29 protein-coding genes and 3 tRNA genes are annotated in these 26,302 nt (G+C 66.1%); 23 read left to right on the plus strand and 9 right to left on the minus strand.

Annotated features, from left to right (window positions below; genetic code table 11):
* Window positions 1–17 precede the first annotated feature (17 nt).
* Window positions 18–878 carry a glycerophosphodiester phosphodiesterase gene (locus ACSYDW_RS17275; protein WP_438339972.1) on the plus strand — a complete coding sequence of 287 codons (861 nt, stop codon included), beginning with the start codon at window positions 18–20 and terminating at the stop codon, window positions 876–878.
* Between the two features lie 52 nt (window positions 879–930).
* Window positions 931–1,605, plus strand: a complete 675-nt coding sequence (locus tag ACSYDW_RS17280) for an alanyl-tRNA editing protein (RefSeq protein WP_438339973.1) — start codon at window positions 931–933, stop codon at window positions 1,603–1,605.
* A gap of 49 nt (window positions 1,606–1,654) precedes the next feature.
* On the opposite strand, the gene ACSYDW_RS17285 is transcribed toward ACSYDW_RS17280, so the two are convergent.
* On the minus strand, window positions 1,655–2,209 hold the full coding sequence (locus ACSYDW_RS17285) for an HdeD family acid-resistance protein (RefSeq protein WP_438339974.1): 555 nt from the start codon (window positions 2,207–2,209) through the stop codon (window positions 1,655–1,657).
* 135 nt (window positions 2,210–2,344) lie between these two features.
* Here ACSYDW_RS17285 and ACSYDW_RS17290 point away from each other — a divergent pair, with 135 nt between their 5' ends.
* The 7 genes from ACSYDW_RS17290 to ACSYDW_RS17320 all read left to right on the plus strand — a co-directional run bounded on the left by ACSYDW_RS17290 (window position 2,345) and on the right by ACSYDW_RS17320 (window position 7,224).
* A complete protein-coding gene (locus tag ACSYDW_RS17290; protein ID WP_438339975.1) occupies window positions 2,345–3,055 on the plus strand; it encodes an AzlC family ABC transporter permease in 711 nt (236 codons plus the stop codon).
* Complete coding sequence (locus ACSYDW_RS17295; RefSeq protein WP_438339976.1) at window positions 3,052–3,366, plus strand: AzlD domain-containing protein; 315 nt, start codon at window positions 3,052–3,054, stop codon at window positions 3,364–3,366. Before ACSYDW_RS17290 ends, ACSYDW_RS17295 begins: the two co-directional genes overlap by 4 nt.
* Window positions 3,367–3,449: 83 nt before the next feature.
* Window positions 3,450–3,755 (plus strand): thiamine-binding protein, encoded by a 306-nt coding sequence (locus ACSYDW_RS17300; protein WP_438339977.1) that lies wholly within the window; start codon window positions 3,450–3,452, stop codon window positions 3,753–3,755.
* Window positions 3,756–3,760: 5 nt separating this feature from the next.
* Window positions 3,761–4,450 (plus strand): O-methyltransferase, encoded by a 690-nt coding sequence (locus ACSYDW_RS17305; protein ID WP_438339978.1) that lies wholly within the window; start codon window positions 3,761–3,763, stop codon window positions 4,448–4,450.
* Window positions 4,451–4,516: 66 nt separating this feature from the next.
* Window positions 4,517–5,038 (plus strand): GNAT family N-acetyltransferase, encoded by a 522-nt coding sequence (locus tag ACSYDW_RS17310; RefSeq protein WP_438339979.1) that lies wholly within the window; start codon window positions 4,517–4,519, stop codon window positions 5,036–5,038.
* Window positions 5,031–5,906: a spermidine synthase gene (locus ACSYDW_RS17315; protein ID WP_438339980.1), complete on the plus strand. Its 876-nt coding sequence runs from the start codon at window positions 5,031–5,033 to the stop codon at window positions 5,904–5,906. Before ACSYDW_RS17310 ends, ACSYDW_RS17315 begins: the two co-directional genes overlap by 8 nt.
* A gap of 181 nt (window positions 5,907–6,087) precedes the next feature.
* Entirely contained in the window at window positions 6,088–7,224 is a 1,137-nt protein-coding gene (locus ACSYDW_RS17320) for a methyltransferase (protein WP_438339981.1), read from the plus strand.
* A 111-nt stretch (window positions 7,225–7,335) separates the two neighbouring features.
* Here the strand turns inward: ACSYDW_RS17320 and ACSYDW_RS17325 are convergent, their stop codons facing one another.
* Window positions 7,336–8,808, minus strand: coding sequence for an NCS2 family permease (locus tag ACSYDW_RS17325; protein ID WP_438339982.1), 1,473 nt, complete (start codon window positions 8,806–8,808; stop codon window positions 7,336–7,338).
* A 168-nt stretch (window positions 8,809–8,976) separates the two neighbouring features.
* On the opposite strand from ACSYDW_RS17325, the gene ACSYDW_RS17330 reads away from it, so the two are divergent.
* Entirely contained in the window at window positions 8,977–9,948 is a 972-nt protein-coding gene (locus tag ACSYDW_RS17330; RefSeq protein ID WP_438339983.1) for a universal stress protein, read from the plus strand.
* Between the two features lie 117 nt (window positions 9,949–10,065).
* Here ACSYDW_RS17330 and ACSYDW_RS17335 read toward each other — a convergent pair whose 3' ends face one another.
* From ACSYDW_RS17335 to ACSYDW_RS17345, 3 genes are all read right to left on the minus strand, one after another.
* Entirely contained in the window at window positions 10,066–11,481 is a 1,416-nt protein-coding gene (locus ACSYDW_RS17335; protein ID WP_438339984.1) for a C40 family peptidase, read from the minus strand.
* Between the two features lie 467 nt (window positions 11,482–11,948).
* Window positions 11,949–12,926 (minus strand): C40 family peptidase, encoded by a 978-nt coding sequence (locus ACSYDW_RS17340; protein WP_438339985.1) that lies wholly within the window; start codon window positions 12,924–12,926, stop codon window positions 11,949–11,951.
* A gap of 483 nt (window positions 12,927–13,409) precedes the next feature.
* Complete coding sequence (locus tag ACSYDW_RS17345; RefSeq protein ID WP_438339986.1) at window positions 13,410–13,781, minus strand: metallopeptidase family protein; 372 nt, start codon at window positions 13,779–13,781, stop codon at window positions 13,410–13,412.
* A gap of 184 nt (window positions 13,782–13,965) precedes the next feature.
* On the opposite strand from ACSYDW_RS17345, the gene ACSYDW_RS17350 reads away from it, so the two are divergent.
* From ACSYDW_RS17350 to ACSYDW_RS17385, 8 genes are all read left to right on the plus strand, one after another.
* Window positions 13,966–14,038 (plus strand) — tRNA-Glu (locus ACSYDW_RS17350).
* An 80-nt stretch (window positions 14,039–14,118) separates the two neighbouring features.
* A tRNA-Asp gene (locus ACSYDW_RS17355) sits at window positions 14,119–14,192 on the plus strand.
* A 55-nt stretch (window positions 14,193–14,247) separates the two neighbouring features.
* Window positions 14,248–14,323, plus strand: a tRNA-Phe gene (locus tag ACSYDW_RS17360).
* Window positions 14,324–14,621: 298 nt separating this feature from the next.
* Window positions 14,622–15,071 carry an Asp23/Gls24 family envelope stress response protein gene (locus ACSYDW_RS17365; RefSeq protein ID WP_438339987.1) on the plus strand — a complete coding sequence of 150 codons (450 nt, stop codon included), beginning with the start codon at window positions 14,622–14,624 and terminating at the stop codon, window positions 15,069–15,071.
* Window positions 15,068–15,259: a hypothetical protein gene (locus ACSYDW_RS17370; protein ID WP_438339988.1), complete on the plus strand. Its 192-nt coding sequence runs from the start codon at window positions 15,068–15,070 to the stop codon at window positions 15,257–15,259. Before ACSYDW_RS17365 ends, ACSYDW_RS17370 begins: the two co-directional genes overlap by 4 nt.
* 62 nt (window positions 15,260–15,321) lie before the next feature.
* On the plus strand, window positions 15,322–15,621 hold the full coding sequence (locus ACSYDW_RS17375) for a hypothetical protein (protein ID WP_438339989.1): 300 nt from the start codon (window positions 15,322–15,324) through the stop codon (window positions 15,619–15,621).
* Entirely contained in the window at window positions 15,618–16,196 is a 579-nt protein-coding gene (locus ACSYDW_RS17380) for a hypothetical protein (protein WP_438339990.1), read from the plus strand. The genes ACSYDW_RS17375 and ACSYDW_RS17380 overlap by 4 nt, the downstream gene beginning before the upstream one ends.
* Entirely contained in the window at window positions 16,193–16,807 is a 615-nt protein-coding gene (locus ACSYDW_RS17385; RefSeq protein WP_438339991.1) for an Asp23/Gls24 family envelope stress response protein, read from the plus strand. Before ACSYDW_RS17380 ends, ACSYDW_RS17385 begins: the two co-directional genes overlap by 4 nt.
* An 18-nt stretch (window positions 16,808–16,825) precedes the next feature.
* Here the strand turns inward: ACSYDW_RS17385 and ACSYDW_RS17390 are convergent, their stop codons facing one another.
* From ACSYDW_RS17390 to ACSYDW_RS17400, 3 genes are read right to left on the minus strand one after another with little or no spacing between them, the layout of a single operon-like run.
* Window positions 16,826–17,824 (minus strand): YdcF family protein, encoded by a 999-nt coding sequence (locus ACSYDW_RS17390; protein ID WP_438339992.1) that lies wholly within the window; start codon window positions 17,822–17,824, stop codon window positions 16,826–16,828.
* Window positions 17,825–17,880: 56 nt separating this feature from the next.
* Entirely contained in the window at window positions 17,881–18,732 is an 852-nt protein-coding gene (locus ACSYDW_RS17395) for a DUF8083 family protein (RefSeq protein WP_438339993.1), read from the minus strand.
* A gap of 2 nt (window positions 18,733–18,734) precedes the next feature.
* Window positions 18,735–19,538, minus strand: coding sequence for an exodeoxyribonuclease III (locus ACSYDW_RS17400; RefSeq protein WP_438339994.1), 804 nt, complete (start codon window positions 19,536–19,538; stop codon window positions 18,735–18,737).
* Window positions 19,539–19,772: 234 nt separating this feature from the next.
* Here ACSYDW_RS17400 and ACSYDW_RS17405 point away from each other — a divergent pair, with 234 nt between their 5' ends.
* The 5 genes from ACSYDW_RS17405 to ACSYDW_RS17425 all read left to right on the plus strand — a co-directional run bounded on the left by ACSYDW_RS17405 (window position 19,773) and on the right by ACSYDW_RS17425 (window position 25,669).
* Window positions 19,773–21,272, plus strand: coding sequence for a CoA-acylating methylmalonate-semialdehyde dehydrogenase (locus tag ACSYDW_RS17405; RefSeq protein ID WP_438339995.1), 1,500 nt, complete (start codon window positions 19,773–19,775; stop codon window positions 21,270–21,272).
* A gap of 8 nt (window positions 21,273–21,280) precedes the next feature.
* A complete protein-coding gene (locus tag ACSYDW_RS17410) occupies window positions 21,281–22,354 on the plus strand; it encodes an enoyl-CoA hydratase/isomerase family protein (protein ID WP_438339996.1) in 1,074 nt (357 codons plus the stop codon).
* 14 nt (window positions 22,355–22,368) lie between these two features.
* The gene (gene mmsB, locus ACSYDW_RS17415) at window positions 22,369–23,295 is read left to right on the plus strand and encodes a 3-hydroxyisobutyrate dehydrogenase (RefSeq protein ID WP_438339997.1); all 927 of its coding nucleotides are present in this window, start codon (window positions 22,369–22,371) and stop codon (window positions 23,293–23,295) included.
* Window positions 23,296–23,753: 458 nt separating this feature from the next.
* Complete coding sequence (locus ACSYDW_RS17420; RefSeq protein WP_438339998.1) at window positions 23,754–24,869, plus strand: ABC transporter permease; 1,116 nt, start codon at window positions 23,754–23,756, stop codon at window positions 24,867–24,869.
* Window positions 24,870–24,937: 68 nt separating this feature from the next.
* Entirely contained in the window at window positions 24,938–25,669 is a 732-nt protein-coding gene (locus ACSYDW_RS17425; protein ID WP_438339999.1) for an ABC transporter ATP-binding protein, read from the plus strand.
* An 8-nt stretch (window positions 25,670–25,677) separates the two neighbouring features.
* On the opposite strand, the gene ACSYDW_RS17430 is transcribed toward ACSYDW_RS17425, so the two are convergent.
* Window positions 25,678–26,217, minus strand: coding sequence for a MarR family winged helix-turn-helix transcriptional regulator (locus tag ACSYDW_RS17430; protein ID WP_438340000.1), 540 nt, complete (start codon window positions 26,215–26,217; stop codon window positions 25,678–25,680).
* Between the last annotated feature and the right edge of the window lie 85 nt (window positions 26,218–26,302).

Raw genomic sequence — 26,302 nt, forward strand, 5'->3', positions numbered from 1 at the left:
GTTGTAGCGTGATCCCCATGCGCACTCTCGTCTACGCACACCGGGGATCGTCCAAGGCCTATGCTGAAAACACCAGGGCGGCCTACCTGCAGGCGCTTGCCGAGGGCGCCGACGGCATCGAATGCGACGTGCACCTGAGCTCCGACGGGTTCGTGGTCTGCCACCACGACCCGACCGTCGACAGAACCTCCAACTCCACCGGGCGGGTCGGCGAGAAGTCGCTGGAGGACCTGCGGGAACTGGACTTCTCGTCCTGGAAGAACCCCTCGATCCCCGCGGAGTACGGGACGATCGGGGAACAACTGGTCACCTTGCGGGAACTCGTGCTGCTCATGCAGGGTTCGGACAGGGACGTTGGGCTGGCGGTGGAAATCAAGCATCCCAGCCCCTTCGGGCGGAGGCTCGAGGACGCAACGCTGGCCGTACTCGCCGATCTCGGCTGGAACGCCGAGGACTCAATGATCGGAAAGATCTATGTCACGTTCATGAGCTTCGACCCAGGTTCCGTGCGCTACCTGCTGGATCGGATCCCCGCACGTCACGTATGCCAACTTGTCACGGACGTGGACGAGGAATGGATCGACGAACTCGTGCTGGCAGGCGAAACCGACAGGGCCGGGGTCGCTGCGGTCCTGGCGCAGGCCATGACCCAGGGCGTCGAATTGCTGGATTCGGGTATCCCCGCGCTGGCCGGGCCGGGAGTCGCCTATGTGCGTGAGCATCCGGCCCTAGTCGAAGACTGGATGCGCCGGGGCGCCACCTTCAGGGTCTGGACAGTCGATGACCCGCGGGACGCGACGTACCTTGTCGACCTCGGGGTTTCACAGCTGACAAGCAATGTTCCGGCCGCCATCAAGGCGCATCTGGGACTTTCCTGAAACCGCAGCGGGTCAGCGATCCGCCGTCCTGACCGGCGCGTAGAATCTTCGCGTGGATCAACAAGTAAACGCCTATTACCAGGACACCTACCTCTTCGAGACAGAGGCCAGTGTCATCGCCAACGGAACGGACGCCGAAGGTGCGTCGTGGATTGCCCTGAGCCCGAATATCTTCCACCCGCGAGGCGGAGGGCAGCTCGAGGACACAGGGACCGTCAACGGCCTCGAGGTGAGCGTCTCACGCAACGAGGACGGACTTGTCGTCCTGGGCGGCGCAGGCGCTCTTCCGGTGGGCACCAAGGTCTCCTCGGCGGTCGACCCGGAAACACGGCTTTTGCATGCCGCGCTGCACACAGCCGGGCACCTGGTGGGGTTCATCGGAGAACAGCGAAGCTGGGAACACAGCGGACACAGCCACTTCCCGGGACAAGCCAGGCTTGATTTCCGTCCGGAAAGCCTCACGGAGGACTTCTCGGATCCCGAGGCCCGAGCCGGTGCCATCGCGGAACTCCAGGCGGAGCTCGATCGGCTTGTCGCAACTTCCGCAGGCGTTTCAGCCACCACGGATGCGCAGGGCGTGCGAACCGTCGCGATCGAGGGGGTTAACGCAGAACCCTGTGGCGGCACGCATGTCCGGGACTTGTCATGCCTCAAGGACAGCAAGATCCTCGAAGCCAAGGTGAAGCGCGGCGCACTGAAGGTGCGCTACGAATCGCTCCACGCATAGGAAGCCGGCCGGTTTCCGGAAACCGGGAACCGGCCGACCCGGTCGATCCCTAGGCAGAGGCGGAGCGCAGGGTCTTGAACCCTTCGAACACCATGGCGATACCGGCAAGGATCAGGAAGGTCGCGATTACCGCGAGCATTGCAAGGATGCCCGTCCCGGGCGCAAGCACCAGCCACAGGCCAAGCGCCAGGGTGATGCCGCCGCTGACCAGGCCCACCCACCAGAACGGGAACACCTTGCGCGCGGCCAGCGCCGAAACGACCTGAAGCACCCCGAGGGCCAAAGCCCACCAGCCGATGATCAGCACCACAACGATTGCGGTTTTGTTGGGCCAGATCATGGCCACGAGCCCGGCGGCCACCGAAATGATGCCCAGCCAGAGCAACCATGGGCTCCTGCGGCCCTTGCGCGATGCAAACCACAGCCCGAGGCTCAGGGCCCCGTCGGCCAGGGTGAAAAGACCGAAGATGAATACCGTTGCTGCGACAGTGATGTCGGACCAGGCAAGAATGACCACGGCGAAGACCACGGCAAGCGCGCCACGCAGGATCAGGGACCATCCGGTCGGTTTCGATGGGACAACCACAATCGTTCCTTCAAGCATTGGCTTTCCTTAGTCTTGGGGCGTATCCGCTACCGGCTTCGGATTTCCAGTCTATGGCCGGCAGGCCGCAGGGTGCGCCCCAGCGCCTCGTGGGAGCCTGTTTTTGGCAGCTAAGCTTGGTGTGTGCTTCCCAAAATGACCCCCGCGACCAAGGTCGGCTTATCCATCGCGGTCGCCACGGGCCTTTACGCCATTTCGTACGGGGCACTGGGGGTCGCGGCGGGGCTCAGCGTGTGGCAGGTGTCGGCCCTGAGCCTGTTGATGTTCACCGGCGGCTCCCAGTTCGCCTTTATCGGTGTGATCGCGGGTGGCGGTGCTCCCGGTGCGGCATTCGGCGCGGCGACCTTGCTGGGGGTGCGCAATGCCGTCTACGGCATGCAGGTCAAGTCGATGCTCAAGCCGCGCGGTTGGAGAAAGTTTGCCGCAGTTCATGTCACCATCGATGAATCCATAGCCACCGCCGCGGGGCAGCGCGAACCTTCTGAGCAGAAGCGCGGGTTTTGGGTTGCCGGTCTTGGCATATATGTGATGTGGAATATCTTTACGGTCGTCGGAGCACTCCTTGGCGACGCGCTGGGGGACCCCAAGGCGTGGGGGCTGGACGGCGCCGCCGTCGCCGCATTCCTGGGTCTTCTGTGGCCTCGGCTGAAGTCGGCAGAGCCGATCGCCATCGCCTCGGTGTGCGCCCTGGCGACGATTCTCGTGGTTCCCTTGGTGCCGCCGGGAGTTCCGATCTTGGTTGCCGCGGTCATCGCGGGAGTATGGGGATACTTCGGCAAAGGGCCGGCAAGTGAAGGCCTCGAGCCCGACGTTGAGCCGCATGCGAGTGAAGGGAATGCCCAGTGAGTGAACTGTGGTGGTGGATCATCGCCGGGTGTGTCGCGGCATACGGCATCAAGATGCTGGGCTTCCTGGTGCCCGAGAAATTGCTGGAGAACGAGAAGATGACGAGGGCTGCCGGCGCGCTGACGATCGGCCTGTTGGCCTCACTTACGATGGTCAACACCGTAGCCAGCGGAACCAGCGTCGTACTCGATGCGCGGATCGGTGCACTCGTTGCGGCAGCTATCGCACTTGTGCTTCGGGCGCCGTTTCTGGTGGTTGTTATCGCAGGGGCCGCTGCGGCCGCCCTGCTCCGCTGGCTCGGCTGGGGCTAAACACCGTCCAGTGTCCGCGGGACGGAGTTGGCATTCGGACGCGCCACCGTGACATGAGGGGTGGGCGGTGGCACAGTTGAACCATGATCGTCGCCTTTTCCCTTGCCCCCAGTACCGACAACGCGGATGGATCGGTCCACAACGCCGTGGCCGCGGCCGTCAAGATCGTCCGCGAATCGGGGTTGCCGAATTCCACCTCATCGATGTTCACCGAGATCGAGGGGGAATGGGACGAGGTCATGGATGTCATCAAGCGGGCGACGGAGGCCGTTGCGGCCTACGGGTCGCGGGTTTCCCTCGTTCTCAAGGCGGACATCCGTCCTGGCTACAGCGGGGAATTGACAGGAAAGATCGAGCGCCTGGAAAGGGCCCTTGACGCGCAGGAGTAGCTCCCATGGACAGCCCAGCCGAACCGGCCACACCGGCCGAAGTCGATGCGTATTTCGTTGAAATGCTCTTGGACCCGGAACCCGGGATGGATGCCGCCCGCCGCCGGGCGCACGAGGCAGGGCTGCCCCGGATCGAGGTCAGTGAAGTCCAGGGGAAGTTCCTGATGCTGCTGGCCCAAATCGCCTCGGCCAAACGAGTCCTGGAAATCGGGACCCTTGGCGGATACTCGACAACTTGGCTGGCCCGTGGCGTGGGTATCGACGGACAGGTGGTGACCTGCGAGTTCGAACCCCTGCATGCCAGGATCGCAGCGGACAACCTGGCCGCCGCCGGCGTCGAAGAGCGGGTTGAAATCCGCATCGGCCCCGCGCTCGATACCCTCGATGCGCTGCTGGCCGAAGGCGGCGAACCCTTTGACCTGATCTTCATCGACGCCGACAAGGAAAACAACGCGCACTACATCCAGTCCGCGATCACGCTGGGGCACCCGGGAAGTGTCATCGTGGTGGACAATGTGGTGCGCGAGGGCGGGGTACTGCACCCGGGTGAGCCCGTGGACGACGCCGGGCGCATGCTGAAGGGTGTCCGGGACGGGATCGAGATGCTGGGAAGCAACCCCCGGCTGGACGCCACGGCCATGCAGACCGTCGGCGTCAAGGGTTGGGACGGCTTCGCGCTGGCCGTCGTGCGCTGAGAGCGCGTGCCGAAGGCCACGACGTGGGGTTGGGCCGCGTGCCTGGATTGCACATAGGCTTGCAGCGTGACTACCGAGACCTACGAGATCCGCCGCGCCGCGCCCGAAGACGTCAAGGCAACCCTGGGCATGAAGCTCCGGGCCTGGCGCGAAACGTACAAGGACCAGCGTCCAGAGTCCTTCTTCTCCGCTGCCGAGGCACGCATGGAGGCGGAAGAGGACTGGTGGACCCGCGGATTGGCGCAGGGCGCAGAACTCTGGATCGCCACCGACGGGCAGTCCAACATCGTCGGGGTCGCAGGCGGTGGCCCTGCGGCCGACGACGACGCGGATACCGGCGTGGGCATCGAACTGCAGCTTCTCTATGTCCTGGGGGACCACCACGGCACGGGACTTGGCCAGCGGCTCCTCGAGACCGTGCTTACTGGCCGCGACGCGGTTCTCTGGGTGCTGGAGGGCAACGCCCGCGCCCGGGCGTTCTATGCCCGCCACGGATTTGTTGCCGACGGCCGCGTTGAGGCCCTCGCCGACGACTGGGAAGGCCTTAACGAAGTCCGCATGGTTCGCCGGGGCACCCGCCGTGGCTAAGGGACGCGGGAAGCGCGCCAAGGCCCCTGCCGCCGAACAGGCCGCCGCCGAGGCCGCGGACGCCGGGCCGGTCGAGGGCACCTACCCGATCGATACCGGCACGGCGACTCTGGAACGCGACCACTATTCGCCGGAGGGCTGGATCCTCAAGGTCAACGGCGTTCCCTCCTCCCACGTGGACCTCGCTGCACCCGAGCGGCTCGATTTCGAGTACATGCGCTGGATCGCCGCGTTGGTCCGCTCGCGCTTCGCCCCCGTGGCCTACGACGGGAACGAATCGAAGCTGCGGGCGTTGCACCTGGGCGGCGGGGCCTGCTCGATGGCCCGCTGGGCGGCAGCCACCTACCCGAACGCACGCCAGGTGGTGGTGGAACTCGACGGGAAGCTTGCCGAACTGGTGAGGGCCTGGTTCGACCTGCCGCGCGCGCCGCTCCTGCGCCTGCGTGTGGGGGAGGCCGGCGAGGTGTTGCGAAGCCTGACCGACGCCACCCGCGACCTGGTTATCCGCGACGTATTTGCCGGCGACCAGACCCCCAAGGACCTGACGACGCTGGAATTCACGGCGCACGTGGCCCGGGTGCTGGATACCGACGGGCTCTACGTCGTCAATTGCGGCGACACCCCGGCGCTGGACAACGCCAAGCGCGAGGCGGCAACCATTGGCTCCGTCTTCAAGCACGTCGCCATCGTCGCAGACCCGCCCATGCTCAAGGGCCGGCGCTATGGCAACGTCATCATCGCCGGATCCAACGCACCGATCCCTACCGGCCCGGATTTCACCAGGGAACTGCTCGGCGGCGGGGTTCCGGCACAGCATTGGGACGACGCCGCGGTCCGGGCTTTCGCCCGCCACGCAACCGCCATCTAGCAAACATGCGCCACGGGGAATGCTTGCCGGAAGGAGCCGGGACCCCGCGCCCCCTATAGGCTTGGGGTGCGGCGGACATCCGGGTCCGGCGCGGCCGGCCGGCCCGGCGGATCCGCAAGGGGATTGCGCCGAGGTCCCGGAACGGGCAGGTTATTCGACAGCAGGAGCACCCCGAACCCCCATGAGCACGCCAACACATGTTTCCTGGGAACAGGACGGCAGCACCCGCAGCTCACTCTGGTCATCGTCAAACGGGGCCAAGCCGCCGGCCCGCATCGTCCCCGTCGACGACGGCCTGACGGCCGACGAAGCGCACCGGATGGCGGCACAGGGCGTAGGCATGCTGTGGACCGGGGACTACCACAACGCCCGCCAGCTGCTCAGCGCCATGGGCCGGCGCGCGCCGGATGCCGGCAGGCCCAAGCGCAAGGCCGCCGCGGCGACCACCGCCGAACGCTTCTACAAGTACCGGCAGGCCCGCACGCAACGCTCCCGCATGCTCTCGATGTTGCTGGTCCCCGTGGTGCCCGGGCCGGCTGTGGCCCTGCGCCGGGCGCCGGACGTTGCCGAGGCCTGGCTCAACGCCTTCGGCCCCGTCACCGAACCGACGCTCGTGACACTTCAGGAACTGCTCGGCGCCGTCGGCGCCCAGCAATGGCGCTCCACCGGCCTTGAGGTGCCGGCGCTCGGGGCTCGGATCCACCCGCACTACGGCACCTTCGCCCCCGTGCGCGGGGAGTACCTGGAGCTGGTGGCGGAGGCGGAGCTGCCCGGCACGGACCGGGCCTTCGACATCGGCACCGGCACGGGCGTGCTGGCCGCCATCCTGGCCAAGCGCGGGGTGGCCGAAGTCGTCGGCACCGACTCGCAGGAACGGGCGGTTGCCTGCGCCCGGGAGAACTTCGCGCACCTGGGCCTGGACGGCCGTGCATCCGCGATAGTGCGCGACATGTTCCCGGAAGGGCGAGCCTCGCTCATCGTCTGCAACCCGCCGTGGCTGCCCGGAACCCCGCAGACGCTGCTCGACTACGCGGTCTACGACCCGAAGTCCCGCATGCTGCGCGAATTCCTCAACGGGCTTCCCGGCCACCTGAGCCCTGGGGGAGAGGGCTGGCTTGTCATCTCCGACCTGGCCGAACGCCTCGGATTGCGCAGCCGGGCGGAGCTCCTGGGCTGGATCGACGCCGCCGGGCTGGAAGTCGCAGGGCGCGCGGACACCGTCCCGACCCACGGCCGCAGCGCGGATGCCGGCGACCCCTTCCACGCCGAACGCTCGTCGGAAATCACCTCCCTGTGGAAGCTGCGCGTGCGACCCTGACCGCGCACCGAGCCGGGTCCGGGAGAGTCCGGTCCCGGCACAAGCCGGCCCCGGGGACGGCAAAAGCCGGGGAACACCATGGTGTTCCCCGGCTTTGCCGTCCGTGGGAGGTTACATTCCCATGGCCTGTTCGATCACGCCGATGCCGAAGAAGAGCAGGAACGCCGCGGCGACGGCCCACATCAGCGGGTGCACCTCGCGGGCCCGGCCCTGGATGGCACGGATGAAGACGAAGGAGATGAACCCGGCGCCGATGCCGTTGGCGATCGAGTAGGTGAACGGCATCAACACGAAGGTCAGGAACGAGGGAATGGCCACGCCCCAGTCGTTCCAGTCGATCTTGCCCACCTGCGAGATCATCATGAAGCCGACGACAACCAGCGCCGGGGCAACTGCCTCGAACGGCACCAGGTAGATCAGCGGGGTCAGGAACATCGCGGCGATGAACAGCAGGCCAGTCACGATCGAGGCCAGGCCGGTACGTGCGCCTTCGCCGATGCCGGCGCCGGACTCCACGTAGATCTGGTTGGAGGAGGACGATGCGCCGCCGCCGACGATGGCGCCCAGGGCATCCACCAGCAGGACCTTGTCCACGTTCGGGATGTTGCCGTCCTTGTCAACGCTGCCGGCCTCGTTGGCCAGGCCCACCATGGTGCCCATGGCGTCGAAGAAGATCGAGAGCAGGATGACGAAGGCAAGCAGCAGGGCCGCCGTCACGCCGAGGTGCTGGAACGCGCCGAACACGTTGACCTGGCCCAGCAGGGACAGGTCGGGGGCGGTCCACTCGGGCAGCGACGGGACAACCAGGGACCAGCCCTGCGGGTTGACGTTGCCGGTGGCGGCGTCGAAGGACGGGCCGATCTTGAAGACGACCTCAAGGATGTTCGCCAGGACCGCCGAGGCCACGATGCCGATGAGGATCGCACCCTTGACCTTGCGGACCACCAGGGCGATGGTGAGCAGCAGGCCGAAAACGAACACGAGGATCGGCCAGCCGGCCAGCGTGCCGTCGAAGCCCAGGCCCACCGGGACGGTGGTGCCGGCGGCGTCCGGGATGCGTCGCACGAATCCGGCGTTGACAAGGCCGATCAGTGCGATGAACATGCCGATGCCGACGACGATTGCCGTCTTGAGGCTCGCCGGAACCGCGTTGAAGACTGCGGTACGGAACCCGGTCAGCACCAGGACCAGCATCGTGATGCCGGAAATCACGACGAGGCCCATGACGTCGGGCCACGTGAGGGACGGGTTCGTTGCGACGGTGATCGCCACGAATGCGTTGACGCCGAGGCCTGTTGCCATGGCGAACGGGTGACGGGCCCAGGCGCCCATCAGGATGGTCATGATGCCGGCAACCAGTGCCGTCACGGCTGCCACGCGGGAGAACCCGAGCTCATCGCCGTTGGCATCGGCGCCAGCCAGGATGAGCGGGTTGAGCACGACGATGTAGCTCATGGCGAAGAACGTGGCGAAGCCGCCGCGGATCTCGCGCGAGAAGTTGGAGCCACGTTCGGTGACTTTGAAGTATCGGTCAAGACGGGAAACGTCCGTCTTGTTTTGGAGGGAGTGATCCTGTTTGGGCATGGGGGAATTATAGTTCGGTTTTAAGCCTTTAGGCGAAAGTTCGGGAGGGAATTGCGCCACACCCGATCGTTGATAGACCCACGTCACACTGTGGTGAACAATGGGGATACGGGGCCCGATCGGGCAAACCCGTGTTGCCGCAGACCGTGACACGTAGGAGTGAAGACGATGAGCGAAAAACCTGTGCCTCAGGAAGATGCCGAGGCCATCGAGGGAATCGTCGTTGGTGTCGACGGTTCGGACCAGGGTCTGTGCGCACTGAAATGGGCTGCCCGGGAGGCAAAACGGCGCGGCAGCGTCCTGAACATTGTCACCGCCTACACCATCCCGGTGTTTGCCGCCTCCTCCATGGACGCCGGCTACGCAACGCTTGACGACCAGTTGATCCGCAACGGCGCGGAGGAAGTGGTTCGCCAGGCCCGTGCAACCGTTTCCGAGGAGGGCCTGACGGTTCGCACCTACATCGAATCCGGGGATCCTTCCGGGGTCCTGCTGGATCTAAGCCGCCAGGCCGAACTGATCGTCGTCGGCACCCGAGGCCGCGGCGGATTCGTCGGTCGCCTGCTTGGATCCGTTTCCAGTGCGCTACCGGCCCATGCCAAATGCCCCACCGTGGTGGTGCCGGTGTGTGTTGCCAACAGGCCCGAAGACGACCCGGAAATCCAGGACAGGATCGTCGTGGGTGTGGACGGTTCGGATCGTGCCCGGATGGCCGTTCTGGTTGCGGCTGAAATGGCTGCCTCCCGTGGCCTGTCAATGCGCATCGTGTGCGCATTGCCACCGGTCAGCGGCGCCTTGGCTTGGATGCCTGCGACCGTGGACCAGGAAGCCGTCACCGCAGATGTGCGCCACCAGATGGCCATCGGCAAGGCCTGGCTGCAGAGCTACTTCCCCGATCTCGAGATCGAAACCGACGTTGTCGAGGGATCGCCCGTTGAGGTGCTGATCCGTGAATCGCAGACCTCGCGGTTGCTGGTGACGGGTTCGCGTGGCCGCGGCGGTTTTGCCGGCATGCTGCTCGGATCCACCAGCCAAGGGGTCCTGCACCATTCGAAGGGCCCGGTCATGGTCGTTCCTGACGGGAACGACCCGCGGCTGGAAACGCGCCAGCAGTTCGAGGACAAGGCCAACGGGCAGTAGGTCTCCAAACCCCCAGGGTCCCTGGAACGGGACTCCGCGGGAACCGCAGGAAATGAAATAGCGAAGTCGGCTGCACCGGGAAATTCCGGTGCAGCCGACTTCGCTTGGCGACGATGACTAGTAGCGGCCTGCGTAGGGATGCAGGTTGTTGACCCACGACAAGGGGGTCACGGAGATGCCGCTGCTCGGGTTGCGTGCGTGGATGACCTGGCCGTTCCCGAGGTAGATTGCCACGTGGTAGAAGGAGCTTCCCCCGTTGCTCGAGGAGAACACGAGGTCCCCGCGGCGAAGTTGGCTCAACGGAACCTTCTTGGGCGCGGCTGCATACTGTTGTGACGAGGTTCGGGGCAGGTACACGCCGGACTTCGCGAAGGCGGCGCCGGTGTAGCTCGAGCAATCGTAGAGGTCTGGTCCCGACGCTCCGTACCTGTAACCCTTGGAATCGTCGTCCGCGATCATGTGCGCCCAGGAAATTGCGGCGTTGAAGCTGTTGGAAGATGGCGGGGCGACCTCGTCAACCGGGGGCTTCGGCTTCGGCTTCTCCGGCGTCGGGGTCGGAGACGGCTTGGGGCTAGGCTTCGGCTTCTCGGGTTTCGGCTTTTCCGGGGTGGGGGTCGGTTTCGGCTTCTCGGGCTTGGGCTTTTCCGGCGTGGGCTTGGGCTCGGGGGTTTCCGGTACCGGCTCGGGTTCTACCGGCGGTTCCTCCGGGTCCGGTGATACCGAAATATTCTCGGGGGGCTTGGGTTTCGATGGTTTGGGAACCAGCGAGTTGCCCGGGGATTGTTCCGTGGGAACCTTCGGCGGTACCGCCAGGGGCTTGACCGTTGCGGGCTTGCTCGGCTTTTCCGCTGCTGGCGGGGTCTCCGGGGTGCTGTCGATCAACTCTTGCAGGCGAGCGGCCTCTGCCTTGGCCTCCTTGGCCTCGATGCGTGCGGCCTCGTCCTTGGCGTCGACGCCGCGCAAGAAGGCCAACTGCCCGATGAGATCCGAGCGCAGCTTTTCCTGTGGCGCAATCGAGGACTCGTAGTTGGACATGGTTGACGTTGCCTTGGTGGCGGCGGCGAGCTGGGCCGTCGTGGCCTCATTCGCGGCAGTTTCCGCGGCATCGGCGTATTCCTGCCAGGCAGTCCACAAGGCGACGGCTTCCTCCGCGGTACTGACAGTACGCGCACGGTTCGCGGTCAGGGCACCCATGGTTGATGCCTTGTAGAGCACGTCGCTGTCGGCGTCGTTGTCGAGCAGGTTGACGACCCCTGGATTTACTCCGCCGTTGCGGTAGAGGTCGGAGGCAAGTTCACCCACACTCTTCTTGCTCGAGGCGAGGTACTCCGTGGCCTTTTCGGCTTCGGAACGGGCTTCCTTGGCGACCCGTGAGCGCTCTTCCACCAATTCATTGGCGGCCAGGAGCCCGTCCTGTGCATCGAGGGCCTGGGCCTCGGCGTTCACGAGCTTTGTGCGTTGTTGTTCGATGCTGGACTCGAGCTGGTCCACCAAGGCCTGAAGTTGGGCCGGATCCGACTTGGCGGCTTCCAATTGGGCTTGTGTCGGCAATGGCGTCTCGGCCGCGCCTGGTTCCAACGGTACGACGACGCTGCTCAGGGGCGAAGACGGTGCCGCTGTTGCCGGACTCGCACCAGCGAGGCAGGTGGCAGCCAATGCGATTGCGCAGGCAGCGACGCCTAAGGTTTCCCGGAAAACCATGCCGTGTGTTCCTTACCGCGGCGATCCACTGAAGAATCTCCCGATAGACGCGGGAAAAACGGCCTCAGAATGCGACCAGATCGCTGCTTCCTTTAGCACCATATGGGATATTCATTCCCACTGGCAACATCAGCCTCACGGGTAACAACAATTACAACGGTGTAGTTATCCGAGGCAAAGTGTGGGGAATTCGGGTTGCGCGAAACTGCAGGAAAGCCGCGCCGAAACGGATATTCCGTGGTCGGCGCGGCCTTCGTACTGCCAGCTCGAATTGGGGCAGTGACGTGCGGGGAGTCCCCTTAGTAGCGTCCCGCGTACTTGTAGATATTGCGCATTCCTGCGTAGTTCAGCTTGGTCACAGAGATGCCTGCGCTGGGGTTGCGGGCATGTGCGATCTTTCCTGCGCCAACGTAGAGGGCCACATGGTAGAAGGAACGACCCCCGTTGGAGCTCCAGAAGACCAGGTCACCCTTCTGCATCTTTGAGAGCTTGACCTTCTTTGGAGCTGCCTTGTACTGGGCTCCTGAGGTTCGCTGGAGTTTCTTGCCGCCGGTGGAGAATGCCTTGCCGGTGTACCCGGAGCAATCGAAGTAGGTCGGTCCGGTGGCGCCGTAACGGTACTTGTACTTGTTGTTGCCGGCGACCTTCTTGGCCCAGCGGATTGAAGTGTCGATGCGCTTGGCGCGGGAAACTGCGGTCGGCAGCTTGACGGATGCGCCGGCCACGGAAGCCGTGCCCAGTGCACCGGTGGCCATGGCGGCCTCGTCAAGTGCTTCCGGATCGATGCTGGGGTCGTTGACGGGCTCGGCGACCGATTTTTCGGATTCGGCCAGCGCGGCCATCAATTCGGCCTCGCCGCGGTTCGCAGATTCCTTGTCAAGACGCGCGGTTTCAACGGCTACCGAAGTGTTTCGGGCCTTCGCGGATGCGGCAACCAGCTCGGTGCGCTTGGTTCCAAGCTGCCGGTTCGCCTGTGCATACAGCGACTGCGCCGTGGCGGATAGGTCGGCGGCCTTCTGGCGGTCAAGCTGAGCCGGTGTGGTTGTGAACCGGGAAATCGAGGTGCCCGCCAACGATGCGGCGTCGGCCGGGGAGTGCTCCGCTGCTTCGTCGGCTACAAGGACGTTTCCTGCGGCTTCGAGGGCGGCGGCTTCGGCGTTCTGAAGTGCGAGGTCAATCCGGGATATCTGGGCGTCCAGGGATTGTGCGGACTTGGCCGGAGAAATTGAGGCGACTGCCAGGCTTGCAGAGATGGTCTCGATCAGCTTCGGGTTCAACGTTGAACCGGGCGAAGTTTCAGTCTGAGACGCGGAAGCTGTGGTTGTCGGGGCCGCTGTTGCGGTTGATGTGAGAACGGAACTTGCTACGAGTGCTGTGCTGGTCGCAATGACCATTTGTCGAAGGATAGACATGGATTTCCCTAACTGCCTTGCAGTACAACCAGGTTTTGGAATCGTGGCCGGGCGAACGCCAGTGCAGGTGAATCCTGCAGGGTCGCCGATCGTTCTTGGTCACGGGTTGTACTACTTCCCCAAGAAGTAGGAGTGGTGGGGTGGCTAATGCAACGAATGCATAACGATCATGCAGGATCGATCCGAGTCTTGTCGAGGCTTAAATCTCAAAATGGTCACGGAGAGGGCGGGTTTCGTGACCATTTCGTGACCTGAAGATTTTCGGAAAACCGTCGCTCATATGGGGTTTTGCACAGGATTCTGCGGTGGGGTGCGGATCACAAAACTTTTTTGGGGGTTGGGACGTTTTTAGCCCCAGCCGAGCTCGTGGAGGCGCTGGTCGTCGATTCCGAAGTGGTGGGCGATTTCGTGAACCACCGTAATCCCCACTTCCTCGACGACCTCGTTCTCGGACGAGCAGATCTCCAGGATCGCATCCTTGTAAATCGTGATCCGGTCCGGAAGGGCCCCTGCCGCCCACCCTCCGTCCCGTTCGGTCAGTGAGGTCCCTTCGTAGAGGCCGAGCAACTTCGTGTCCGGTGCCTCGCCGGGCAAGGGCGTGTAAGAGTCTTCGATGAAAATGACCACGTTGTCCATGAGCCTGAGGAGGTCGCCGGGAATCTCATCCAGGGCTCGTCCCGTGAGTTGCTCGAATTCGTCATCGGTCATTTCGAAAGCCATGAAATGAACTCTATCTTCACGATCTGGGAGCGGGTGCCGGCTTGGCGGGCGAGTGGATCCGCTTGTTTGCGCGGTTTTTGGGCCTTGTCGGACCGTGGACGGCCCTCGTTTTGCACGATCTGATTTTTACCTCTATAGTTATTGGAGTCCACTGCGGCGGAGAAATTCAACGCAGAGGTTCCTGGCCCCCATCGTCTAGCGGCCTAGGACACTGCCCTTTCACGGCAGCGGCACGGGTTCGAATCCCGTTGGGGGTACGCACGAAATGCGGATTTTACAAGAGCGAAAAGCTCTGGTAGAGTTCTTGTCTTGTGAGCGAGGGAAACTTCGCGAGTAAGGCCCTGTAGCGCAGTTGGTTAGCGCGCCGCCCTGTCACGGCGGAGGTCGCGGGTTCAAGTCCCGTCAGGGTCGCTTTGGTTTTCTGGTTCGCCGGAAGATCGGGTGATCATCTAGCCTGATGATGCCAGGCTCTGTAGCTCAGTTGGTAGAGCGTTCGACTGAAAATCGAAAGGTCACCGGATCGACGCCGGTCGGAGCCACCATCTAAAACCCCCTTGGAAACAAGGGGGTTTTTGCTTTAACGAATTGCCCGCATCGTTAGCGAGCATCGGGCTTCGACCCTTCGGGCCCGAAGGAACCGTCGAATGGGGTAGACGCCGGAGTCTGGGCTGCTGCCGAAGTTCGGGCAACCTCCTTGCGGCCTCCGCGCCGGGTTCCGTTTTTACTCCTATATATAGGTATGGATCACACCGGCGCTTTCTCGAGGGCTATCTTGAGACGCAAGTCATATTCGGTTGTAGTCTGGGGACAAGTATCCGGATGACCGTGAGGAGCGCAAACATGGTTGAACCCCTCGACCACGACCTTCCACCTCGAGGCGTACAAGCGGTGGAGGCCGGCGGAACCACCAAGCTGACCGACCTGGCGATTGCGAAGGTGGCGGCAGGAGCCGCGCGCGATATTCAGGGCGTGCATTCGTTGGGTCTCGGAACCTCCCGCGCGTTGGGCGCGATCCGCGGAGCCGTTGGTGCGGCCTACGAACCGGCCCACGGGATCAGCGTGGAGGTCGGGACGACACAGGTGGCCATCGATGTCGTGCTGACGGCCAGCTTCGGCGTTCCCCTGCACGAGCTGGCCTCCAGGGTGCGGGCTGCCGTTTTCGCCGCGGTGCAGGACCTTACTGGTTTGCAGGTCATCGAGGTGAACATCGAGATCGGCGACGTTCACATCCCGGTTCCGGAGGGGCACCCTTCGAGGCTGAACGAACCGCGACGGGGGGATAGGGAATGAAGACGACACTTACCGGCGCCCTTCTGGGCGCGATCCTGGCGTGGGCGGCACTCTCCTTCGGGCTGGGCGGCTTCCTGCTGATGGCGTTGTTCATGGTTGTTGGCGCCCTTGTGGCACGCGTCCTGGAAGGCCGCGTGGACATGCGCGCGTTGCGGGACGCACTTACCGGCAGGAGATCCTCGTCTTGAGCGTCCACGTCGAAGCGGTGCGACCGGCACCGGACGGGCCCCCATGGCCCGGCCATACCAGGGTGAGTGCGCAGGCCCTGAACAGCACGGCCCGGGCCGTCGCCGGAGACCTTTTCGGAGTCGACCCCTACGTGGTGCGCGTCTTCATGCGGGACGACGCCGGGTACCTTGCGCTGACTATCAACTTGCCGTTGCCCCTCACCGGGGCCGCCCTCCGGCGGGGCGGCTCGCTGCTGGATGCCGTGCGGGCACAACGCATGGTGCTGGGCGAAAGGTTCACGGCACTGACCGGCGCCATGGTGAGCAGGGTGGATGTCCGCATTACAGGTGTCGTGGCCGACGACGCCAGGGAAACCCCATGACCGGTGCGGAACGTGAGGGGATCCGGGAGCGCGAGCTGACCAGCGGCAGGTCGCCGGCGGCCATCGTGCTGGCTGCGCTCGCCATCCTGGTGTGCATCTACGCATTGTTCGAGGCGACGCTCAAGGCCATCGGCCAGGAACCCCTGGTGGCCATGCCGGAGACGTGGTGGTCCTGGATGGCGGCGCTGCCGGGAAACGCCGACCCCCTGGTACTGGCGTCTGCGGGCCTGGGTATTGCCCTCCTGGGGGTTGTGTTCACCGTCCACGCGTTCAGGCGCGGACGCCTGGCCCGACACTCGATGGGGTGCGAGGACGCCGTATTGGTCATGGACGACCAGGTGCTTGCCGCGGCGCTTGCGCGGCGGGCCCGGCTGGAGGCCGCCGTCGGACCAGGCCAGGTGCTGGTTGTGGTCAACCGCGAGCGCATCGAGGTGCAGGTGCGTCCGACGTCCGGAACGCCGCTGGGGTCCTCAGCGATCCTGGCGGGGATGGAGGACGAGCTGCGCCTCAACGACGTCGAGCCGATGCCCCGCATCACGGTGCGGGTCGCCGAAAGCGGGGTGATCGGACAGTGAACCGGACGCCGCGGCTGCTCAACCGGGTCCTGCTCGGGATCTTCGGCGTGCTGCTGCTTGCCCTGGGCATCCACCTGGTGCTCATCGCCCTGGCTCCCGGATATGCCGGCGGATGGAGGGCCGTTGCCGGGCGCATGTACGGCAAGGCGGAACAGATCCTGCTGGCCACCACGCTTCCCGGGCAGCGGGAATCCTGGCTGTGGATCATCGTGGCCGCGCTGCTGATCGCGGTCATCCTGCTGATGATCTGGTGGATGTCGGTCCAGGGTCGCGGGCGCACCAACGACTACGTCAGCGACTACTTCGACGACGAGCCGATGCCCGGCCGGGTGGAAATCTCCGGCGAGGCGGTGGAGCAGGCGATCCGCTCCCTGCTGGGCCGCCGCACCGACGTCGTTTCGCTCAGCGTGAGCGTCTGGGAGCGTTCGCCCGAACCCGGGCTGAAGATCAAGGTGCAGCCCCGCAAGGGCGTGGAACCGGGGCGGCTGGGGCGGGAGATCGTCGACGCCGCGCATGCGGCGCAGGAACTGCTGGGGGCAGACGGCCCCGTCGTCGTCTACCTGGCGGCCGGGGCAAGGGCGCGCTTTGCGCGCAGCGACCGCGTGCAGTGAGCGGTGGCTGCGGCCGGCTCAGCCCTGGGCCAGGATGGCGGTGATGAGCAGGGCGGTGAGCCCGATGAAGGGGATGCACAGGAGCAGGTGCAGCCACTTGTGCTCGACGAGTATCGCCACGAATTCCCGCAGGAACGCGCTGGGAAGGTAGTACCTCGCGGTGGGTGCGCCGAGCACCTCGGCATCCAGCTTCAGGCTCCGGGCCAGCAGCGCCGCGCGCAGCACGTGGTAGTTGTTGGTCACGGCAACCAGGGGGCCGGTGCGGCCCGACGCGGCGAAGAGGCCCGAGGACAGGCGCAGGTTCTGCTCGGTGTTCACTGCCTGGTCCTCGACGAGGATGTCGGCCGGGTCGACCCCTGCCGCGCGCAGGTACTCGGCCATGGCCGTGCCCTCCGCCCGGGATTCGTCGTGCCCCTGGCCCCCGGACGGGATCACCACCGGCCGCGGATCCGTGGATTTGTACAGTTCGACGGCGCGGTCCAGCCGGCTGCGCAACAACGGGGGGACCTGGCCGTCGATCAGGCGCGAACCGAGCACCACGATCCCGGCGGGCCGGTGCAGACCCGGCATCCGGCCGTAGGCGACGGCGTAGGAGAGGAAGACGACGAAAACCACGCCGAAGTAGCTGCAGAGGAAGAACAGCAGTGCGGCAAGCCCGATGGCCCACGCATTCAGGCTGAGCACCAGCGCCACGGCGACGGCGGGCAGCACGACCAGCAGGATCCCGAGGACCAGGGACATGAGGTTGCCCAGGCTGCGGCCCTCGGAGCGCATCATCACCAGGCCGTTGCGGACCAGCGTCGCCGCCAGCACCAGGATGGCCAGCGGAACCATGGCCAGCAGGAGCAAGACCACCAGTGAGAATTCCGGGAACCACCGGGACAGGAACTCGCCGAGGGCACCCAGGGCGAAGAAGCACGCGGCAACCAGTACCACGCCGTTGCGCAGCATCCGCCGGTCCTTCCGGCGCAGGTGGATGTACAGGGCAAAAAGCAGGACCGCCGGAATCAATGACACGACTCGAGCCTACCAAGGAGCGCCGCCGGGGGTTGCTGCGGGAGGGGTGCAGGTCCCTAGTTCGCGCGCGCGAGCTGCCGCACCGCAAGCCAGCGGTTCGACAGCCGGCGGTAGGCGGCCGCGGCACCGGCCATGTCGGAGTCGGCCAGGGACTCGATGCCCAGGCGCAGGTCGTGCGGGGAGTCGTCGGGCCACACCAGCGCCGCGATGCGCCCGTAGTCGAGCTCGAGCATCGAGTCCTTGTCGAAGAGCATCAGCCATTCGCTCAGCGCCGTCAGCTCGTCGAGCAGGTCCATCTCCGGGGCGTGGATCGCCAGGGTCGCCGCGGCGTAGCGCGCCCGGTTCAGGGCCTGGTGCAGCGGGGTGTAGATCCGGCTGGAGATCAGCTCGTCATCGTCCTCGACGACCTCGTACTCGTCGTCCTCGTGGACCAGGACGAACCAGCCGAAGGGGATGCCCCAGGTGGCGGTGCGGGTGTGCAGGTGCGCGAGGTCCTGGGTGAACTGCTGCTCGTCGATGCGCAGCGCGTTCGCCGCGCGCGCCGCATCGGGCACCAGCAGCTCGAGCAGCTGCGGGCGCATCGAGCCGTCGAGCTGCTCGGAGGCCAAAACGGCCCGGGCTGCCAACTGGTCCGGGCAGTACAGCGTGTGGGCCGCCCCGTCCCAGCCGGTGATGCTGAGCTTGCGGAACACCTCGTCGTGCTGGTGCGGGAACGGGTCGGAGAGCTGGCGGGTGAGCCGCTTGAGCGCATCGGCGGCCGTGGCGTCCTCGAGGGTCTCGCGGTCGCCGTGCCGGGTGCCGGTGATCAGCATCTGGTCCTCGTCGGAAAAGGCGCTCAGCGGTTCGAAGACGCGCAGGTATGAGGTCGGCGGGAGGGCCCGCCTGTTTTCCCCATTGGCCCGGTGCATCCCTAGTCCAGCTCCACGATGACCGGGGTGTGGTCCGAGGCGCCCTTGCCCTTGCGTTCCTCGCGGTCGATGCTTGCGCCGGTGACCCTGGCCGCCAGCGCGGGGGAGGCGAGGGTGAAGTCGATGCGCATGCCCTCGTTCCTGGGGAAGCGCAGCTGGGTGTAGTCCCAGTAGGTGTAGGTCTTGGGGATGTCGGTGTGCGGCCGCACCACGTCGGTGAACCCGGTCTCGATAAACGCCTCGAAGGCGGCGCGTTCCGGGGCCGACACGTGGGTCATGTTGTTTTCGCGGAAGAAGTCGATGTCCCAGACGTCCTCGTCGCGCGGGGCGATGTTCCAGTCGCCCATCAGGGCGACCTGGGCCTCTGGGTTCTCGGCGATCCAGCCGGCGGCCTGCCGGTTCAGGTTGTCGAGCCACTGAAGCTTGTAGGGCATGTGCTCGTCCTCCAGCGCCCGGCCGTTCGGGACGTAGAGGCTCCAGATGCGCACGCCGCCGCAGGTCGCCGCGATGGCGCGGGCTTCCTGGACGGGATCCTTGCCGCCCTTGCCGAAGGCCGGCTGGCCCTCGAAGGTGCGCTCCACGTCCTCGAGGCCCACGCGCGAGGCGATGGCCACGCCGTTCCACTGGCTGAAGCCGAAATGGGCGACCTCGTAGTCGTTGTTCTCGAACAATTCCCACGGGAAGTTCTCGTCCTTGCATTTGGTTTCCTGGATGGCCAGGACGTCGACGTCGGAGCGGCGCAGCCAATCCTCGACGCGGTCGGCGCGGGCACGGAGGGAGTTCACGTTCCAAGTAGCAATCTTCACGTCCCCAACCTATCAACTCTGGCTCCGGTGGTCAGGTTCGTGCAGCCGATTGCCCTCCGGCGCTGGCGCTGTACCGACGCCGGCCCGCTCCGCGCGGTGCCCCGGCCGGGAGCCGTGGGCCTCGGGCAACACCTAGCCATTTAGTAGGAAGTCCGAGTACATTCGTGCATATCGAGTGGCGCGCATCACACGGTGCGGCCCTGGCCAGGCGTTTTGCGAAGGAGCAACTTCCCCATGACCCGTGAACTGACTCATTACGTGGGCGGCGCCCACGTGGCAGGTGCCTCGGGGCGCTACTCGGACGTCTACAACCCGTCGCTCGGCGCGGTGCAGGCACGGCTCCCGCTGGCCTCCGCCGGGGAAGTGCGGGACGCGGTCGCCGTGGCCGAGGCCGCGCAGGCCGGGTGGGGCGCCACCAACCCGCAGCGCCGGGCACGCATCCTGAACAGGTTCGTGGGACTGGCCTACGAGCACATGGACGAGCTCGCCGCGCTGCTGACCAGCGAGCACGGCAAGACCTTCGCCGATTCCAAGGGCGACATCCAGCGCGGGCTCGAGGTCGTCGAATTCTGTGCCGCCGCCCCCCACCTGCTCAAGGGCGAGTTCTCCGACAGCGCCGGCGACGGCATCGACATCCATTCCATGCGCCAGCCGCTGGGCGTTGTCGCCGGCATCACCCCGTTCAACTTCCCGGCCATGATTCCCCTGTGGAAGGCCGGCCCGGCCATCGCCGCCGGCAACGCCTTCATCCTCAAGCCCTCCGAGCGCGACCCCTCCGTCCCGCTGCGCCTGGCCGAGCTGTTCACCGAGGCGGGCCTGCCGGACGGGATCTTCAACGTCGTCAACGGCGACAAGGAGGCCGTCGATGCGCTGCTCGAGGACCCGCGCGTCAAGGCCGTCGGCTTCGTCGGCTCCACGCCCATTGCCCAGTCCATCTACGCCACGGCGGCGGCGCACGGCAAGCGCGCTCAGTGCTTCGGCGGGGCCAAGAACCACATGGTCATCATGCCCGACGCGGACCTGGAGATGGTCGCCGATGCCCTGATCGGTGCGGGCTACGGGTCGGCAGGCGAACGCTGCATGGCCATCTCGGTCGCCATCCCGGTCGGCGAGGAAACCGCCGACGCCCTGGTGGCCAAGCTGGTGGAGCGCATCAAGCGACTCAAGGTCGGCGACGGCATGGACGCAAGCGCCGACTTCGGTCCGGTCGTGGCGCACACCGCCAAGGAACGCATCGAAAACCACATCCAGGCGGGCATCGAGGAAGGCGCCTCGCTGCTGGTCGACGGCCGCGGGCTGAGCGTGCCGGGACACGAGGGCGGCTACTGGGTGGGCCCGACCCTGTTCGACCACGTCACCGCCGACATGCGGATCTACACGGAGGAGATCTTCGGGCCGGTGCTTTGCGTGGTGCGTGCCAAGGACTACGAGGAAGCGCTGCGGCTGCCCTCCCAGCACGAGTTCGGCAACGGCGTCTCGATCTTCACCCGCGACGGCGACACCGCGCGCAACTTCACCTCCCGGGTGCAGGTCGGCATGGTCGGGGTCAACGTCCCGATCCCGGTGCCCATCGCCTACTACACCTTCGGGGGCTGGAAGGCCTCCGGCTTCGGGGACCTGAACCAACACGGTGCCGACGCCTTCCGCTTCTACACCAAGACCAAGACCGTCACGACGCGCTGGCCCTCTGGCATCCGCGAGGGCGCCAGCTTCATCATGCCGGCCGGAAGCTGACCGATCCCATGACCGAACCTGAAGTCATCTTCGAGGTGCGCGGCAGCCTGGGTGTTCTCACGCTGTACCGGCCCCGCGCGGTCAACGCCCTGAACAGGGCCATGGTCGATGCCATACTGGAGCGACTTGCGGCCTGGGCGACCGACCCAGCGGTGTCCCAGGTGCTGGTGCGCGGCGCGGGTGAGCGCGGGCTGTGCGCCGGCGGGGACATCGTCGCCATACACCGCGACCTGCTTGCCGGGGGAGGGGAAACCGCAGGGTTCTGGGCGGCCGAGTACTGGCTCAACGCGCTGATCAATTCCTACCCCAAGCCCTACATTGCGTACATGGACGGGCTGGTGCTCGGTGGGGGCGTGGGGATCTCGGCGCACGGCAGCCACCGCCTGGTCACCGAGCGGACCCGAAGCGGCATGCCGGAAACCACGATCGGCTTTGTCCCCGACGTCGGGGGAACTTACCTGCTCTCCCGGGCGCCGGGACACAGCGGCTTCCATGCGGCGCTCACCGGCGCCCACCTGGGCCCGGCCGAGGCCATCTACCTGGGACTGGCGGACCACCTCATCGACTCCGGACACTCCGCCGAGCTGTTCGAGGCCCTCGAAACCACCCCCGTCGCAACGGTCCTTCCGGCCTTCATCCGGCCCGCGCCGGAATCGGAACTGGAAGACTGGCGGCCCTGGCTGGATGACGCCTACGGCAGGCCGCGGGTCCGGGACATCGTGGCCCGGCTGCGGGAGTTGGCCGCGGAGGGAAACCTCGACGCGGGGAGGGCGGCCGACACCCTGGCCGGGAAGTCGCCCACGGCCCTGGCTGTCACCCTCGAATCCCTGCGCCGCGCGGCGGGACTCGACTCGCTGGAGGCCGCGCTCGAGCAGGAATACCGGGTGGGCCTGCGCTTCCTGGAATCCGCGGATTTCCCCGAGGGGATCCGGGCCCAGGTCATCGACAAGGACTACGCGCCGGTGTGGCACCCGGCAACCCCGGAAGAGGTCGGCGACGATCTTGTCGCGGGGTACTTTGCGCCGCTCGGTGAACGTGAATTGAAGCTCGGCCCCAGCGCCCTCAGCGACGCGATCGATTGAAAGTGGAGGACACCATGACAGAGACAAGCCCCTCGGATTCCGGCCGCATCGCATTCCTGGGCCTCGGCCACATGGGCGAGCCGATGGCCGTGAACCTCATCAAGGCGGGTTTCGACGTCGTCGGATTCGACGTGGTTCCCGCGGCCGTTCAGGCCGCACGCGGCGCCGGGGTTCCGTGCGTTGACACGGCCGTCGAGGCCGTCACCGGGGCCGACATCGTGCTGACGATGTTCCCGTCCGGGGAGATCCTGCTGGATGCCTACCGCGGGGTCGGCGGACCCGGGCTGCTGGAGAGCGCACCGGCCAACACCATGTTCCTGGATTGCTCGACGATCGACGTGGCCCAGGCCCGCGAGGCCGCGGGCATAGCGCTGGCCGCCGGGCACCGCTCGGCCGACGCCCCGGTGTCCGGCGGCGTGGTCGGCGCCGAGGCCGGGACCCTGACGTTCATGATCGGCGCCGAGGAGGCGGACCTTCCGCACATCATGCCGCTGCTCGAGGTCATGGGCAGGAAGCTCGTCCATTGCGGCGGGCATGGCGCGGGGCAGGCGGCAAAGGTCTGCAACAACATGCTGCTGGGAATCTCCATGATCGGGGCCGCGGAGGCGTTCGTGCTCGGCGAGAAGCTCGGCCTGAGCCACCAGGCGCTCTTCGACGTGATCTCCACGGCGTCGGGACAGTGCTGGTCGGTGACCACCAACTGCCCTGTCCCCGGGCCGGTTCCGACCTCCCCCGCCAACCGCGACTACACCCCGGGCTTCGCCGGGGCGCTCATGGCCAAGGACCTCGGGCTGGCGCTCAACGCGGTGGAACATGCGGGCGTCGCGGCCCAGCTTGGCCCGCTGGCCGCGCAGATCTACCGGAAGTTCGCCGACGAGGGCGGTGCCGGGCGGGATTTCTCCGGCATCATCACCGACATCAGGGGGCGTTCGCAGGACTAGGACTGCCGCAAGGGGCCAAGTCGCACCCCCGGTATCCGCGATTGTGACGCGCGTGCTCCACTGGCCTGCGGGACATGCCGGCAAGGGCGTACTGCTCACCGGGGACACGATCGCCGTCGGGGCGGACCGGCAATCGGCCAACTCCATGCGCACCTTCGTGAACAACATTCCGCTGCCGGAGCGAGCCATCCAACGCATCCTGGATACGGTGCTGCCCCCGGGGGTTCGACCGCCTGTATTCCGCGTTCGGGGAACTGCCTGTCGATGCACACGCCATCGTGGAACTGTCGCTGCGACGCTACATGTCCTGGGTGCGCGGGGACCTGCCGGAATAGTTGACTCCAATCGACCATATGGTTGATGTGCGGGGGAGCCCCGAAACGGAGGATGGGAGATAAGAAGGGGGATCGTGCCAGCGGCAGGAGCCCCGATCATCCACCGAAAGTGAAACCCGCCCCGTGTTTCTTGCCATCCGTGACATCCGCTTCGCCAAGGGCCGCTTTGCCCTCATGGGCGGGGTTGTCGCCCTCATCTCCCTCCTGCTCGTCATGCTTTCGGGATTGACTGCCGGCCTCGGCGACCAGTCCACCTCGGCACTGAAGAACCTGGGCTCCGCGAACCAGCTTGTCGACAATGTCGCCTTCGGCGCGGCAACGGGCAACGCGCCCAAGGCCTCCTTCACCGAAAGCCAGGTGACCGACGCGCAGGTCGACGCCTGGGCGAAGCAGCCGGGCGTGGCCTCGGCCGAGCCGCTGGGCATCAGCCAGACCCGCTTCCAGGGCGGTGCCGCCGGCTCCGACACCAGCACCGGAACCACCAACGTGGCCGTCTTCGGTGTTCCGGCGGGCAGCGCACTGGCGCCGCTTCCGGTGGCCGAGGGCGACGCCGTGATCGGCGAATCCGTGGCCAAGGACCTGTCCCTGAAGGTCGGCGACACCGTTTCCATGGCCGGCGTCGACCTGAAGGTCAGCGGGATCGCTGCGGATGCCTGGTACTCGCACACTTCGGTCGTGTACACGTCGCTGGACTCCTGGGCGAAGCTCGCCCACCTGGGTGAGACCACCCAGGTCGGCACCGTCGTCGCCGTGACCAACGAACCGGGCGCAACTGTCGACCAGGACGCCGCAAACGTCGCTGCCAACACCGTGAGCACCACCCGCACCGGATCCTTCGCCGCACTGGGCTCCTACAAGAGCGAAAACGGATCGCTGCTGATGATGCAGGCCTTCCTCTACGGCATTTCCGCGCTGGTGATCGTGGCGTTCCTGACGGTCTGGACCGTGCAGCGCACACGCGACATCGCGGTGCTCAAGGCCCTGGGTGCCTCCGGGACCTACGTACTCCGCGACGCCATGACCCAGGCCGGCATCGTGCTGCTGCTGGGCGCGGGCGTCGGTGGCGGCATCGGATTCATCGGCGGCAGCTTCGCCGCCAAGGCCGCGCCGTTCATGATCAGCCCCGCCACCACACTGCTGCCGATCGTCGGCGTCGTCCTGCTGGGACTGGCCGGTGCCGCGCTCGCCGTTTCCCGCGTGACAAAGGTCGATGCACTCATCGCCCTCGGCGGAAACTGATCTCCGCGCCTCCTTCCCGGCCCCAGGGCCCTCCCCATTTCTGCCCGTCTGAAAGGACACAGCGCACCATGACCTCCTACCCCAGCGACACCGCCACCACCGAAACCGGCGCCAAGGCCCTGCAATTGATCGACGTGACACTCGAGTACCCGGACGGCCAGGAAACCATCAAGGCGCTGGACTCCGTGAACCTCGCCGTGGGCGCGGGCGAGATGCTCTCGCTCATCGGCCCGTCGGGCTCCGGCAAGTCCTCGCTGCTGGCGGCCGCCGCGACGCTCATCCGCCCCACCCACGGCCTGGTCATCATCGACGGAACCACCGCCAGCGATCTGAACGACAAGGAAATGACCACGCTGCGCCGCGACAAGGTCGGCATCATTTTCCAGCAGCCCAACCTGCTGGCCTCGCTCACCTCCGCCGAGCAGCTCATGATCTCCGACCACCTGCGCGGCAAGCCGCTGAAGGCGGCCAAGGCCCGCGCGCTGGAACTGCTGGAGGTGGTCGGGCTCGCCGACAGCGCCAAGAAGCGCCCGCACCAGCTCTCCGGCGGACAGCGCCAGCGCGTGAACATCGCCCGTGCGCTGATGGGCCGGCCCAAGGTGCTGCTGGTCGACGAGCCGACGGCCGCCCTGGACCACGAACGCAGCGAATCGATAGTGCGCCTGCTGGCCGAGGTCACCCGGGAGTTCTCCGTGGCCACGGTGATGGTCACCCACGACACCGAGTTCATCGCGCTCACCGATTCGGTGGCAACGATGCGCGACGGCGTGCTGGGCGCAGCCGAAACCGTGGCGGCATAGCGCCGCAGCTAGCCGGTCCCGGGTTCCCCGGCCTTGACCGCTGGTGCGCCGAAGTCCCCGGCTTCCTGCCGGAACCTTGCGAAAATGCGGATCAACGTGTTGACGTCACGCTCCGAAAAGCCCGACTCGGCAAAGACCCGGGCGTTCAGCTCCTCGGTAGCCGCCGCAGCCAGTTCGCGGCCCCGCTCCGAAAGCACGATCACCGTGGTGCGCTTGTCTGTGGGGTGCTTGGTGCGTGCCACCAGCCCCGCACCTTCCAGGCGATCCACCACGTTTGTCACGGAGGTGGCATGGACCTGGAGCAATGCGCTGGCCTTGCTCATGGCCAGCGCGCCGTCCCGGGCGAAGCTGAGCAGTGTCAGCATCTCGTAGCGTGCAAAGGTCAGCCCAAAGGGTTTCAGCACCGTCTCGGCGCGCTGCAAGATGATCTGCTGGGTGCGCATCAAGGCGGTGATCGCGGCCATGGGCTCGGCGACGTCGCCCCAACCGCGTCGTTCCCAATGGCGCTGGGCATCCAGGATGGGGTCGCGCGGTAACGGCTGGCTCATGTTCCCTCCGAGGTGGATGTGTGGCCCAAGTTTACCGAAACCGCCGGCGGACCAGGGCTTCAGTGACGAGGAGAGGTTTTCGTCG

The sequence above is a fragment of the Paeniglutamicibacter selenitireducens genome (assembly GCF_051550675.1).
GTDB lineage: Bacteria > Actinomycetota > Actinomycetes > Actinomycetales > Micrococcaceae > Paeniglutamicibacter.